The following is a 13,357-nucleotide window of genomic DNA, read 5'->3' on the forward strand; positions in this document are numbered from 1 at the left end:
AGACATTCCGTCTCTACCGGGAGCAGGGCGGACAGTTATGCCGGTTCGGGAACGCCGGTCAGTGAAGGAGAGGGCCGATAGGGGGAGCCGTGCGCCGGAGCAGAGGAACCGGCGCACGGAATGCGCTCAGCGCAGTCCCTTTTCCTTGTAGAAGCGCAGGGCGCCGGGGTGGATCATGTCGTCGGGCACGGTGGGCACGATGAGTTCAGGCCAGACGCCCTTTGCGGCGGCAGAATACGTTGCCATTTCACCGCAGTGTTCATAGAGCACCTTGGCGATGGTGTAGGCGGTCTGTTCGTCCAGTTCGTCAAAGGCATAGAGTCCGAGCAGGTCACGCCAGCAGGGGACGGCCTTCGGTGGCACGTTTTCGCTGATGGCTCCCGCGGGAACGTCCTTGCATTCGTAGGCGATCTTGTCTTGTTCGGCGGCCTTCTTCACCGCATCCGCGGGAATGTCGATGTAATGAGGCGTGCCGCGGGAAGCAACGAGTTCGCCGTACACGGCCACCGGAACCCAGGGGGGAGTCTGGCGGGAGCTTACGCCGAGGATCATGGCGTCAATGGAGCCGTCGAGCATGGCGTCGCGCATACTGCCCCAGTTCATGTACTCGAAGGAAAGAGACTTGGGGTCGGAACAGGCAGCCGACACGATGGAGGCGTGGTTGTGTCCGAGAACCGTGGGCTTGGGGCCGAGTCCGATGCGTTTGCCTTTTAGGTCTTCGATAGTCTTGATGTCGGGATTGAAGGTGATGAGGGTCTGAATGTTCTCGCTCATGTTGCCGATGAGCTTCAGTCCGGTGAACGCCTTTTTATAGGGCGGGAGCCCGGCGCGGGCTTCCATGACGGGAACCAGCGTACCCGCGACGATGCGCCGGTCGGGGGCCTGGGAAGCCTTGGTGATGCCCATGCCTGTGCCGTTGGTTTCCACGGCGCTGGCCGTGATTTCGGGAGCATGAACCTTGAGGATTTCCGTCAGGGCGTAACTCATCTGATAGAGGGTTCCGCCGAAGATGCCGGCCTGAATTTCCACGGTCGCCGCATGAGCCGGAACGGAAAGTCCGAGAGCCAGCACACACGCTGCCAGAGCCTTGAAAGAAAGACGAGCCATAAGTGCCTCCTGATTGCTATTGTGAAAATAATCCATAAACCACCTTGTCTTGTCAATTTGAAAAAATTTATGTATTGTTCGATAAAACTGTACAATAAAGGTCTTCTGTAAAAAATCAAAGCTAACTGGCGAAAATCATGTGTTTTTTTTCTGATTTTCAAAAAATCTTTCGTTGTGTGATAAAGAAAGGGTTATAGATATAACTTATTGAAATATTGAGTTTTTATTTTTTTAGAAATTTTTCGGGAATTTTCGGTAGGAGTGGTGAAAAAAGAAGAGCGAGCAGACGGGGCGGAGAATTTTTTGGGGCAGCAGCGGGCAGTTTGAAGAAAAAGGAACGATACTGCCCGAAAATCCGGCGCAAGGCGGTGTGTTTGGAGCGTTGGCTTTGTTTGAAAACGCACAAGGTATGACGGTTTGTCTGCGGGCGTTTCGGCCGCAGTGTTGGGAGAAAAGACCGGAACTGCGGGAATCCGTTCGCTGGGACTTGCCGGAAACTACGGGATAACACAGGCGCGGAGGGAGAGTATATGATAGAGGAACTGAGCGGAGATTTCTTTCAGCTTCTGAGGGGCTTCTACTACACGGCGCAGACCGGCAGCGTGCGCAAGGCCGCACAGCTCATGAACCGGAACCCGTCCACCATAAGCTGGCAGATCCGGCAGCTTGAGGAGCAGCTGAACACGGTTCTTTTCGACAGGTACATGAAGCGGCTGCACATTACGCCGGAGGGGGAACGGCTGCTTTCCTGGACGATTTCCACCTTTGAGCTGCTGCGCGGCATGAGATCTGACATCAGTTCGCCTTCAGGCATCTTGCGCGGAACGATCAGCATTTCCAGTAATCTGCCGTTTTCGGCGCAGGCGGTGCGCATCATCGCCGCGTTTCGCGCGGATCATCCCGACGTGCGCATTAAGATCCGCCGCGCTCTGCCCTATGAGACTGTCGAGGATGTACTGACATCGCGTGTGGACTTTGGACTGACCGGCATTACCCGTGAGGTACCGAACTGTCAGATGGAAGACCTGTTCACCTCGCAGCCTCTGCTCATCGCCCGCGAAGACAACGACTTCGGCCTGCCCGAAAGACCCACGGAAAAAGATCTGCTCCGTTTGCCGTTTATTTCCTTTCTGGCCGAAAATATGGAAGAGAGCGGTGATCCGTACTTCGATACGTCTCTGGCCTCGCTTTCCCAGCCGCTGCAAACCGTACTCAGCGTGAACAACTACCATCTCATGCTCAGGTATGTGAAGCAGGGGATGGGCGTTGCCGTCATGGACGAACTCTGCCTTCTGGCCAGCAAATACGGCAATCTGGGCGAAGGGCTGCGCGCCTATCCACTGGAAGGCATACTGCCTTCAGTCCACAACGGCATACTGCTCCGGCATCACAAGCATCTCAGCCCGCAGGCCGCGGCGCTCATCGCCAGAATGCGCGAGGAACTCAAGGACGGACTTTCCAAAATCCGGGAACTGGCCCGCTGACGTTTCCTCTCCCTGCGACAGGCAGCACGGAGCTGTTTGCTGCTTTCCGTGCGGGGCTGATGTACCTGTGCATGTATTCCCTGAAGCGGTGTGTTTTGGAAGTGCGCCGTTCACATCACGTTTGCCGCGCTCTCCTGAGGCTCAGTTTTTTTCTTTCGCTTTAAAGAGCCGTACGGCCTCGCCGACAAAGCGGATGACGGCCTGCCGTTCCTCGGAGTTCAGCAGGGCGAGCAGGTCGGCGATGGTCTGCACCTGTGCCCCAAGGCCGGCGGAATCGTCCCTGACCAGATCGGGCACCGTGCACCCGTATATCTCGGCAAACTGCTGAAGCCGTTCGAGGCTGAGCGCGATTTTTCCGCTTTCCATGCGGGAAATGCTTTCCTTCTCCACGGAAAGTCGCTCGGCGACCTGCGCCTGCGTGAGTCCTGCTTCCTTTCGCCTGCGCACAATATTTTCCGCTGTCAGTCTGGCTATGCTCTGCCTGGTCATGCTGCCCTGTCTCATTTTGAAAATTGAAGAGAAAAGGATAGCAGACTTTTTTCCGCTAAAAATTAACATTGTATATCATATTTTGATGACGTATAACGAAACTTCCCGCGCCGTTCTCTGGCTATTTCCTTTGTTTTCAACGCAGAGAAGTCAAGATGAAGTTCGTTATCCCCAAAAAGGCAGACTGGCGTTTTCCCATCGCTGTTTTCCTTCTGGCTGTTTCCGTTTTTTTCCTCGTTCATGCACTCTGGTTTGTGCAGACGCCCGTATGGTTTCCCGTGCGCTGTTTTCTGAACGGGCTGCCTGTTACGCTGTTTCTTTTTCTTCCTGCGCTGTTCTGGAAACGGTTGGCGCGGATCTGGCTTCCCTCCGTGACGGTGCTTCTGCTTGTTCCCGCACTGCTGGCCGGGATGCACCTTTTTTATTATGAGACGACGATTTCCCAGCAGTCGCTGTATGCCATTTTTGAAAGCAATCTCAGCGAGTCCTTGGAATTTCTAGGTTCACAGTTTTCCGTGACGGCGTTGCTGTATGCGCTGGCGCTCTTTACTATTCCGCTGGTACTGCTGCGCCGGGCACTGCGATTGATACGCACGTCTGGCTTTTCTGCGGCCCGGTTCTGTGGTGTTGTGCTTCTTGCTGTGTTCTTTGCACTGTACGGTTCTGGGAAGCTTCCGAGGCTCGCCAAGGACAATCTTGCATGGCAACTCGTCTCAAGCTGGCAGAACTACAGGGAGACCATGGAAGATCTCGAAGGTTACATGAAGAAGGCTGCCGGACTTCGTGCCCCTGACGTTGCCACAGGAAGGGAGCCGGTCACGCTGGTCGTGCTCATCGGAGAATCTTCAAGCCGTCATCACTGGGGACTGTACGGTTATTTCCGCGACACCACTCCGGAACTTGCAGCCATGCAGGACGAGCTTTTCGTGTTTGATGACGCCATAAGCCCCTTCGGTAGAACGACGCTCAGCGTCGCGGCGGCGCTTTCCTGCCGGGATGTTCCCGGCGTCGGGGAACTTCCCCTGGTCAACGTATTCCGGCAGGCCGGCTTCGAGGCGGTGTGGATTTCCAATCAGACCACCATCGACGACACCAACATGATAGTCAGATTGGTCACCGGAGCGGACAGAAAGATCTATCTGAACAGAGGGGGGGATCAGGGCTACATCCGTCAGTTCGATGATAAGATACTACCCGCTCTCGACAGCGTTCTCGCTCAGGATTCGCCCGCGGGCAGACGGGTTGTCTTCGTGCATACGATGGGCTCGCACGTCAACTATGCCTCTCGTTATCCCGAGGCGTTCTCTCGTTTCATCAGCGGAGGAGACATTCAGGAGAAGCCGTGGTTCACCGGCAGTGCAAAAAAGTACATCAATCACTACGACAACAGCATCGTGTATACCGACCACATCATTGCTGCCGTCATCAAGCGTCTGCGCACCGTGCCGAACAGTGCGCTGCTCTTTTTTTCCGACCACGGCGAAGAGGTGTACGACACTCGCAAACATCACGGACATCACGATTCCATGGAGTCCCGCTACTATGTGGATATTCCCTTCCTGTTCTGGCTCTCCCCGTCGTATCGTGCGCGCCTGACGCCGGAAGAGGTGCGGCGGTTCCTTGCGGCCAGGCACAGGCCCTTTGTCAATGACGCCGCACCCTACGTCATGCTCGAACTCTGCGGAGTGTCCTTTCCTTCGCCGCACTGGAAGGATTCGCCCCTTTCATCGGACTTTGCGCCCAGGCCGCGTATCATCCACGGTGTTGACTACGACAGCCGTTATCCCGCTGAGCGGGAGAAAGCCTCGGCCTGCGTTCGCTGAGGGGGGGCTGCACTGCTGAAAGTTACGCCGTTCCGATGTGAGCGGGGTCTTTTTTTTCGTGGGAGTTTCCGCGTCCCATAGGCTATTTTTTCAGTCTGGAAGCAAGCCGTCCTGACGTGTATCCGGCGAGTACACCTGCCGTCGCTCCGAAAACGACGCCTTCCGCCGTGTTCAGGAAGCCGAAGAGGACGGCGAAGATCCCGATGGAGCTGCCGATAAGAAAACCGCGAAGTATAAAACGGCTCATCAAAAGTTCCCCTGAGGTTTGAAACTTCCCCCCTTCAGGGGGAGAGGTGTGATGGACAGAACGACGAAGCCGATGAAATCCTTTTCCGTAACCCCTTGCTTCAGAGAGGGGCAATCCGCTTGATGCTTTAGCTATGCTGTCGGGGCGGGCGGGTCTTCCAGCGTTCGTGCATCCAGAACCATTGTTCAGGATGTTCACGGATGAAGGATTCCACAGCCTGTGTGTAGAACTGCGCCACGGTGTGGACGTTCTCCTCGATGCCGCCGGTGAGCGTGGCGGTATCCAGAGGCGGACGCTGAAGAAAGACATAGTTGCGGCCCTCGCGGGCGAGCACCACGGGCCAGACCAGCGCTTTTGCGCGCAGGGCGAGGATGGCGGGACCGGCGTTCACCGCTGCTGTTTCGTCCAGAAAGGGGATGAAGCGGGCTTCGGCAGCCAGCGCGTTATGGTCAACAAGGAAGGCGACGATGCCGTTTTTGTGCAAGGCCCTGATGACCGGAGCAGCGGCGTTCCTGTGACCTACCATGTCCGCGCCGGTGGCTTCGCGACAGCAAGCGATGAAGCGCTGAACGGCCGCATCGCCGTAGCGCCGCACGACCACCATGCGCGGCCGCGGAGGAGCGTAGAGCTGCCCGAGCATGGAAGCCAGCAGTTCCCAGGAGCCGAAATGCGCAGTGGTGGCCACGATGGGGCGCTTGCAGGCGCAGAGTCGCTCCATGAGTTCGGGCTGGGCGATGCGCAGCTTTGGAGAGTCCAAACCGAATTTTCCCGTAAGCAGGATTTCCAGAAAGGAGCGGCCGTTCTGCCGGAAACTTTCATGGGCGATACGTTCTGCTTCGTCGTTTTCAACGTTCAGGTGTTTTTTGATGCTGTCCACTGCGAGAGTGCGGCGGGAAGGAATAAAGTGCCAGATGGCATCACCCAGAGCGGTACCCATGAGTGCCGTTCCCTGAAACCCGAGGGGGCGGAGCAGCGCACCCGCCACGGTGAGCAGGCGGTAGCGCAGGGATTCGGCGATGGTCATGCTTTTTCTCCGGGAATGAGATCCTGCCCGAGGCGGTGCAGTTCGTCTTCCAGACGAACCTTTGCCCGTTCCAGTGTGGGTGTTTCGATATTCGGGATTTCCTCCCCGCCATTCCCCCATGGGGTACCAAAGCGGATGACGACTTTACTGAAGGGCAGCGGAACCTGAAATTTGTCCCATGTGGGCAGGTGGAAGTGATGCTTCACGAAGATGCGCACCGGCAGAATGTGTGCCCCCGTGCGGTTGGCGAGGAAGAGAGCGCCTTCCTTGGCCTTGTGCCGCGGTCCCAGAGGACCGTCCAGAGTGATGCAGGCGTGGATCAGTTCTTTCTTCATCATATGGGCGAGCGTGAGCAGGGCGCGCACCCCGCCGCGGGTGCTGGAGCCGTGGACGGCCCCCACGTTCTTTGAAGCGAGAATGCGGGTGAGAACTGCGCCGTCGCTGCTGGGACTGACGATGGCCACCACCTTGAGCTGGCGCGAGACGGGAATGAGGGAGAAAAGTTCATCGTGCCACAGGCAGAAGATCAGCCGCCGCCCCTGGGCGTGGTATTCGTCCACGACCTTTCGGTTTTCTTCACGGATGCGGAGCGTCGCGCAGATGGCGGAGTAGATGCCGGTAAGAAGAGCGCTGTTGACGGAAGGAGGAAGGTGCATGGAATCCTTTTGATGATAGGCGTTAGGACAAAAGACTCCGGAGAGAAATTGCGCTTGACGTGAATCAGGATAGCCCACATTATCCCGATGAGCCAGAACTGAAAAGCATTTTTTTGTGCCGGGAGGAAACACCGTGTCCGAAGGGATCCGATTGAACAAGGCTTTGGCCGATGCCGGCGTGTGTTCGCGCCGCAGAGCCGATGAGCTGATTTTTTCCGGAGCCGTGTACGTCAACGGCCGCCGGGCGGAAAATCCCGGCGAACGGATTCTTCCCGAAGATTGCCTTGTCGTGCAGGGGCGTCGCGTGACGCGGAATCAGGAGACGGAACATTGCTGGCTCATGCTGCACAAGCCCGTGCAGGTGGTGTCCACCGTCCGCGATCCGCAGGGCAGGGAGACCGTGCTTGATTTCGTGCCCGAGCCGTGGGCGCAGCGCCGTCTGTATCCTGTGGGCCGTCTGGACTATTTTTCCGAAGGACTGCTCCTGCTCACCGATGACGGCTCTCTCGTTCACCGCCTCACGCACCCGCGCTGGCACCTGCCCAAGGTCTACCATGTACTGGTGCGCCCGGAACGGGGGGAAGCGTCCGTGGGGCGGGCGCTCTCTCTGATGGCGCGCGGCATGACGTTGGCCGAGGGCGAACGCCTGGCGCCGGTGCAAACCAGTATTCTGGACTCCGGCCCAAGGGGCGTTATGCTGGAAATGACCCTGCATCAGGGCCTGAACCGCCAGATACGCCGTATGTGCCGGGACGTGGATTTCACCGTGCTGCGGCTGAAGCGCGTGCAGGAAGGCCCGCTGTGTCTGGGCGAGCTGCCCGTGGGCAGGGTGCGTCCGCTGACGCGGGATGAAGTGGCTGAACTGCGCCGCGCCGTGGGTTTGTGACGGGCGGAATGTTCACGGGCGTGTCTCTTTCCAGCTTTTAGATTTGAGTCCCTCTTGCGGAGGGAAAGAGTGATTGACAAAACGGCGAAGCCGATGAAATCCTTTCCCGTAACCCCTCCCTCCCTTAACCGCCGGAGGCGCGAGCGTCAGCGAGCTGATAGCGCAGGTGGCGTGTTTGTCCGGCTCTGCCGGCAAACATGGTTACGCCGCAGAAGCGGGGCAGTCGGCGGATGTGGCGACTGTGGATTGAAACTTGGTGAATCGAGCCGCAATATTTTTCTATCCTTAATAATGAGGGTTATTGTTTATGGAAATACGCTTTCAGACTGGCGGCGCAGCACGCTGGAAAGCCGACGTCATGGTCAGTTTTGCGTTCGAGGGCGAGGGCGCGGAACAGGTCGGAGCTGTTCTTCTTGAAACCGCGCCGTGGCTGTCCATCGCTCCCGCCTGGCGCGATTTTCGCGGCAAACGCGAGGAACAGGTCATGTTCTACGGTCCTGCGGCCATGAACGTGTCCCGCGTCCTTGAAACGGGGTTGGGCAGAGCAGATGAACTTTGCCTGACGGAATTCCGCTATGCCGTGGGCCGGGCGCTGCGCCAGTGCCGGGAATATGATCTGGAGACCGTGGGGCTGGACGGGACGGCGCTTGCCCGCGTGGCGGAAAAGCTGTCCCTGCCGTTGGCGGCGCTGGTTCGGGAAGCCGTGGTCGCCTCGTTCCTCGCGCTGTATCGCTACGACCGTTTTTTGGAGAAAAAAAGCGTTCACGCCGATCCCCGCTGGCTGGGATTGATGCTGGAAGGTGAGTTTGTGGATGACGCAGTACGTTCTGCCGTCCGCCTGGCCGAAGCTGAGGCTTCCGGTATCGTTCTTGCCCGCGATCTGGCCAACGATCCCGCCAACGTTATGACGCCTTCCATCTTTGCGGAAAAAGCTCGTGAACTGGCCTCGAAATACGGCATGACTTTCCGCTGTCTCGGCTGCAAGGAGCTGGAAGCCGAGGGCATGGCCGCGTATCTGGCTGTGGCCAAAGGCTCTGCGGAGGAGCCGCAGCTGGCGGTTATCGAATACACTCCCAGGGGCACGGAAGGCCGTCGTCCCGTGGTTTTCGTGGGCAAGGGACTCTGTTTCGATTCCGGAGGCATCAGCCTGAAGCCAGCCAAGGGTATGGAAGAGATGAAGGGCGATATGTCCGGCGCGGCCGCGGTACTCGGCGTCATGGAGGCACTCGGTCAGATGGCTCCGCTCCGGACGCCGGCTCAGCCCGTGGTGGCGGTCATGGCCTGCGCTGAGAATATGCCCGGAGGTCATGCCACCCGCCCAGGCGACGTGGTGGTGGCCCGCAGCGGCAAATCCATAGAGATTGTGAACACCGATGCCGAAGGCCGTCTGGTGCTGGCCGATGCCCTGTCCTGGGCGCAGGATCAGTTCCACCCTGCCCGACTTCTGGACATCGCCACGCTGACCGGTGCGTGCGCCGTGGCCCTCGGCCCGGATGCCGCCGGACTGTTTGCCAACGATGAAGCGCTTGCCGATCTTCTGCTCCGTGCAGGCGAGGAACTCGGCGAGCGCAGCTGGCGCTTGCCGCTGTGGACGAAAAAAAGCCTGGCTGTGCTTAAAAGCCCCTGTGCGGATCTGCTCAATTCCGGCATCCGCGAAGGCGGGGCCATCCATGCGGCGGTCTTCCTTCAGCAGTTCGTGCAGGCGGGCGCAGCCTGGGCGCATATCGACATGGCCGCGGCGGACAATGCCGAAAACCCAATCAACGCCAAGGGGGCCACAGGCTTCGGCGTACGAACGCTTCTCAGTGCGGCACTGGCGGAGAGCGAACCGCTCCAGTGAGCAGGGCACAGGTGTTTCCACCTGCGGAAAACTTTGCAGACACGGCGGGGCTTGTCTCTGTCCGGCCATCGAAATTTTATGAGTAAAATCCGTAGCTTGAGCTATGCGCAGCAGGTCTGTGTCAAGACGGCGGGCAAGGCCATGCAGAAGACCGGCATGCTGCGCCCCGGAGCCCGTGTGGGCGTGGCGGTGTCTGGAGGTGTGGACAGCTTTGTCCTGCTCAAGGTTATGCAGCTTCGGCAGCGCATCGTGCCGTTCCCCTTTGAATTTATGGCACTGCACCTGAATCCCGGCTTCGAGCCTGCCAGCCATGCGCCGCTGGTTCGCTGGCTGGCACGGGAGGGCATTGCCGGACATGTGGAAGTAACGGATTACGGGCCGCGCGGCCACTCGGAAGAAAATCTGCGGCATTCTCCGTGCTTTTACTGCGCGAGGCTGCGGCGAAAACGTCTTTTTGCCCTGTGCGCGGAATACCGGCTCACACACCTCGCCTTCGGGCACAACAACGATGATCTGGTGACAACATTCCTCATGAATCTTGTCCAGACCGGCAAGGTGGCGGGTATGAGCATGAGCGAGCCGTTTTTCGGCGGTGCGCTTCAGGTCATACGTCCGCTCCTGCTTCTGCCCAAGGCTGAAATCGTCCGGGCGGCCCGGCAGTGGGAACTGCCGGTCTTCGCGAATGCCTGCCCCTCTGCAGGCAGCACCAGGCGCACGGGGATGCTGGACGTTCTGGATGCCATGTGCGGCGGGAGCAAGGTCAGGCGGAAGAACGTGTTCAACGGCCTGGCGCGCTGGCAGCTCGAGCTGAACGAAAAGGCCCGGATTGACTGGACAGGGGAGGACGGCGTAGACTAATCGCCACCGTGCCGGAGGTCGTGAGACTGAGAGGGCAGGGATGGCGTCCGTTTTCGTATCTCAACGAGGCTTTCTATGTTTACCCTGATAGATGAAACGCTGTTTCATATCATCAACGTTTCTGCTCATAACGCCTTTTTTAACTTTTTCATGCCGGTGTTTTCGCAGGTGTGGCTCATGTGGCTGGGCGCGATCATCGGCATTGTTGCCTACGCCATACACTGCTGGCGCAGTTCTCTGGAACCCGTAGGGCGCGTACTCATGCTCATCCTGCTGGTAGGATTGTCCGTGGGTGTGACCGATGTTACCACAAGCACACTTAAGCACTCCATCGGCCGGGAGCGTCCCTGTCAGGAAGTACTGGGCAGCAATTATTACGTGGCCGAGGATCAGCAGTGGATTGTCGTGGATCACCACACCACTGAGGCGGACGCCTTGGGCGGCTCCATGCCCTCGTCCCCTGCTGCGGCCTGCATGGCCGTGGCGGTGGTGCTTTCACTGCTGTTCTATCGCTCGAATCCCTGGGTTTACCTGCTGCCGCTCAGTGTGGGATTGTCTCAGATCTATGTGGGAAAGAACTATCCTTCGGACATCATTGTCGGCTGGCTTATAGGAGTGCTGTCCGTCATTGCCGTCTGGTGGATATGCCATCTCATCTTCATCCGCTTTTCTTCCCACAGACGATTGCATTGACTCACCTGGAAAGCGGTTAAAAAAAGTTGCGGGAGAGCGAAAATAATTGCTTGACATCTGCGGCGATTCTGATATTTCTCTTCCTCACCGATGGGCTATCGTTCAATTGGCAGGACGTCGGATTCTGGCTCCGATAATCAAGGTTCGAGTCCTTGTAGCCCAGCCATAGGTAGCACACGTCCCCATCGTCTAGCCGGCCCAGGACAGCGGCCTTTCACGCCGTCAACGGCGGTTCAAATCCGCCTGGGGACGCCACAATGAAATCAATAGTTAACGTAAGTTTGACCGTTATTGAACCACGCTGGTTACATCGGTCTGGTTACAGTATGCCTCATGAGATTGCTGCTCATGGGGCATAAAGTTTTTAAGAAGATCCTCTGCCGCCTGGCCGATGGAACTCTGGCCAAGAGCAGCCAGAATCTCGCCCTGATCCGAATACAGGCCACAGCTGCGGACATAGATGTCCGTGGTCGTGGCGCGGGAATGCCCCATCAGAATCTGCGCCCCGTTCAGGCCGACAGCCTGGAAGACGAGAGCGGCGGACTTGTGACGGATGGCATGGAAGCCGAACGGCTTCACTCCGGCCTTTCTGCAGATGCGCTCCATGAAGTGCATACGCTGCGTGAACGGCAGGCCGAGGCTGGAAAAGGAATGCGTCTGCATGAACACGTTGTCGACCTTGCAGGGACGCACCTCGTGCCACCAGCGCAGGGCCTTCAGGAGTTCGGGATGCATATCGTACCAGCGCACCCGTTCGCGGCGGTCGCGGCCCTTGTGGTCGACGAGCCGGATTTTACCGGCTTCGAGGTCGACGTCTCTTTGCCAGGAGAGCCGGAAGACTTCGCCTCTTCTGGCACCGGTAAAAAAGAATGTGAGCAGCATGACCAGATCCTGGCCTTTTGCCACACGGAGGACGCTCACCACGTCTTCTTCGGGCGGAACGTAGCGTTCGCCCCTGTCGACGGGGAAGAGCGGCACCTGCGCAAAAGGCTCCGAGAGCGGGAAGCCCTCGACGAACAGCCGGCCCCATTTCCATGCGGTCAGCATGTTTTTCCTGTACCGATTGGCCCGGTCCGGGCCTTTTTCCTGCTCGATGCCGCTCAGAAACTCAAGGGCGAGCGGCGCTCCCACTTGAGCTAGAGCTGTGACGTTTCGCTCTGCGCAGAACTTCAGAAAAGCCTTCATAACGGTGCATTTCTCCACGAAGGTTGAGCGTCCGAGCGTACGTTCGGCATGGTGCAGGTACTTATTTCCCCAGGCCAAGAAGAGCTCCAAGTCCGTAGGGGTCTCCTGCTGAGCCCGGCCCGTCCGATACCGCCGAACTTCCTCCTCTTCCCAGAGCTTGGCGGCCCGCCATTCGGGACCGTACTTCTTGCCTGGCGGAAAAAGCCTGCTGGCCACCTGCTGCCCATCCACAAGGGCTCTGGCCATCCAGGCATTGCCTCTGTCTCGTCTCAAAGTTGGCATGGAAAGCCTCCATCACCGTGCCCCATCGAAATCGCCAGAGGCGTCCAAAGCGCTTGCCACCGAGTTCAAGAGCTTGCCGCGCTACGCACTTTCGGTCAAGCCGAAAGGCTGCCGAGAGCTCCGCCAGGGAGAGGATGTCGTCCGGATGGTATCTCTTTGGAGCTGGAGCGGAATCAGGAAAGTTCTTCGTTTGCATCCAGGTCCACCACCTTCAGGAGCGTAACGATGGCCGCTAGGGCATCATAGCCCTTGGAGCGTATCTCATTGCGTTCCCGCGGAGTAATGGTGTCATCCTCCAGAGCCTGCGCCATGGAGCGCATGAGCTGTCCGAACTGATCCACTGCCGCCAGACACTGCCGATGGACAGGCCGAACGCTTTCACCCGAAGGCAGCTTCACGCACACGGCGTTCATTCCCGCCGCCAAATACTTCAGCCCTGCCATGCTTCCCGTAAGCCGCATGATCGGCAGGACAAGATCCGCGCCGAGTTTATGGTTCGGCTGGCGGGACAGTTCAGACATCAAAGTCTGGTAGTCACGGCCGACCATAGAGGCGAGCTCTTTGGCAGTACGCTTGCTGGGGGCCGCTTTTACATCCTGGTGGAGGATGGCAGTGAGGGATTCCTGACTCATGCAAGACCTCCTTCGTATATTACGGAAAAACTTTGGGGCTGTCCTAGCTAAGACTAATGTTTTGTCTGTTTTATCCAATAAGTTAGCTGAGTTAGGAGTTGTTTATGATCGCCTCCATTGAAACGCCATTCGCATTCCTTGAGGAACCAGT

The 13,357-nt window shown here is 58.1% G+C and carries 13 protein-coding genes, 2 tRNA genes and 1 pseudogene; 8 read left to right on the forward strand and 8 right to left on the reverse strand.

Annotation, left to right across the window (positions count from 1 at the left end):
- Positions 1-126: 126 nt before the first annotated feature.
- Positions 127-1,107 (reverse strand): TAXI family TRAP transporter solute-binding subunit, encoded by a 981-nt coding sequence (locus tag Q0Z94_RS04545; RefSeq protein WP_298067839.1) that lies wholly within the window; start codon positions 1,105-1,107, stop codon positions 127-129.
- Between the two features lie 530 nt (positions 1,108-1,637).
- On the opposite strand from Q0Z94_RS04545, the gene Q0Z94_RS04550 reads away from it, so the two are divergent.
- On the forward strand, positions 1,638-2,591 hold the full coding sequence (locus tag Q0Z94_RS04550) for a LysR family transcriptional regulator (protein ID WP_298067840.1): 954 nt from the start codon (positions 1,638-1,640) through the stop codon (positions 2,589-2,591).
- Between the two features lie 141 nt (positions 2,592-2,732).
- Here the strand turns inward: Q0Z94_RS04550 and Q0Z94_RS04555 are convergent, their stop codons facing one another.
- On the reverse strand, positions 2,733-3,080 hold the full coding sequence (locus tag Q0Z94_RS04555) for a helix-turn-helix transcriptional regulator (RefSeq protein ID WP_298067841.1): 348 nt from the start codon (positions 3,078-3,080) through the stop codon (positions 2,733-2,735).
- A gap of 155 nt (positions 3,081-3,235) precedes the next feature.
- Between Q0Z94_RS04555 and Q0Z94_RS04560 the strand changes: the two genes are divergently transcribed.
- Positions 3,236-4,903, forward strand: coding sequence for a sulfatase-like hydrolase/transferase (locus Q0Z94_RS04560; protein WP_298067842.1), 1,668 nt, complete (start codon positions 3,236-3,238; stop codon positions 4,901-4,903).
- A gap of 82 nt (positions 4,904-4,985) precedes the next feature.
- Here Q0Z94_RS04560 and Q0Z94_RS04565 read toward each other — a convergent pair whose 3' ends face one another.
- From Q0Z94_RS04565 to Q0Z94_RS04575, 3 genes are all read right to left on the reverse strand, one after another.
- A complete protein-coding gene (locus tag Q0Z94_RS04565; protein ID WP_298067843.1) occupies positions 4,986-5,150 on the reverse strand; it encodes a hypothetical protein in 165 nt (54 codons plus the stop codon).
- Between the two features lie 127 nt (positions 5,151-5,277).
- Entirely contained in the window at positions 5,278-6,174 is an 897-nt protein-coding gene (locus Q0Z94_RS04570; RefSeq protein WP_298067844.1) for a lysophospholipid acyltransferase family protein, read from the reverse strand.
- Positions 6,171-6,830 (reverse strand): lysophospholipid acyltransferase family protein, encoded by a 660-nt coding sequence (locus Q0Z94_RS04575; RefSeq protein ID WP_298067845.1) that lies wholly within the window; start codon positions 6,828-6,830, stop codon positions 6,171-6,173. Before Q0Z94_RS04575 ends, Q0Z94_RS04570 begins: the two co-directional genes overlap by 4 nt.
- Before the next feature lie 133 nt (positions 6,831-6,963).
- Here Q0Z94_RS04575 and Q0Z94_RS04580 point away from each other — a divergent pair, with 133 nt between their 5' ends.
- The 6 genes from Q0Z94_RS04580 (at position 6,964) to Q0Z94_RS04605 (ending at position 11,362) form a co-directional block, all read left to right on the forward strand.
- Positions 6,964-7,716, forward strand: a complete 753-nt coding sequence (locus Q0Z94_RS04580; protein ID WP_298067846.1) for a pseudouridine synthase — start codon at positions 6,964-6,966, stop codon at positions 7,714-7,716.
- Between the two features lie 307 nt (positions 7,717-8,023).
- On the forward strand, positions 8,024-9,556 hold the full coding sequence (locus tag Q0Z94_RS04585) for a leucyl aminopeptidase (protein WP_298067851.1): 1,533 nt from the start codon (positions 8,024-8,026) through the stop codon (positions 9,554-9,556).
- A 78-nt stretch (positions 9,557-9,634) separates the two neighbouring features.
- Positions 9,635-10,414 (forward strand): tRNA 2-thiocytidine biosynthesis TtcA family protein, encoded by a 780-nt coding sequence (locus tag Q0Z94_RS04590; RefSeq protein WP_298067847.1) that lies wholly within the window; start codon positions 9,635-9,637, stop codon positions 10,412-10,414.
- A 75-nt stretch (positions 10,415-10,489) separates the two neighbouring features.
- Complete coding sequence (locus Q0Z94_RS04595; RefSeq protein ID WP_298067848.1) at positions 10,490-11,107, forward strand: phosphatase PAP2 family protein; 618 nt, start codon at positions 10,490-10,492, stop codon at positions 11,105-11,107.
- Positions 11,108-11,198: 91 nt separating this feature from the next.
- Positions 11,199-11,273, forward strand: a tRNA-Gln gene (locus tag Q0Z94_RS04600).
- 12 nt (positions 11,274-11,285) lie between these two features.
- Positions 11,286-11,362, forward strand: a tRNA-Glu gene (locus Q0Z94_RS04605).
- A gap of 33 nt (positions 11,363-11,395) precedes the next feature.
- On the opposite strand, the gene Q0Z94_RS04610 is transcribed toward Q0Z94_RS04605, so the two are convergent.
- From Q0Z94_RS04610 to Q0Z94_RS04620, 3 genes and pseudogenes are all read right to left on the reverse strand, one after another.
- Positions 11,396-12,574 carry a site-specific integrase gene (locus tag Q0Z94_RS04610; RefSeq protein WP_298067849.1) on the reverse strand — a complete coding sequence of 393 codons (1,179 nt, stop codon included), beginning with the start codon at positions 12,572-12,574 and terminating at the stop codon, positions 11,396-11,398.
- A gap of 173 nt (positions 12,575-12,747) precedes the next feature.
- Entirely contained in the window at positions 12,748-13,206 is a 459-nt protein-coding gene (locus Q0Z94_RS04615) for a phage regulatory CII family protein (RefSeq protein ID WP_298067850.1), read from the reverse strand.
- Between the two features lie 53 nt (positions 13,207-13,259).
- Positions 13,260-13,357, reverse strand: a pseudogene (locus Q0Z94_RS04620) (IS1595 family transposase); the annotation flags it as partial.

This window comes from uncultured Mailhella sp., assembly GCF_947631555.1.
Lineage (GTDB): Bacteria > Desulfobacterota > Desulfovibrionia > Desulfovibrionales > Desulfovibrionaceae > Mailhella.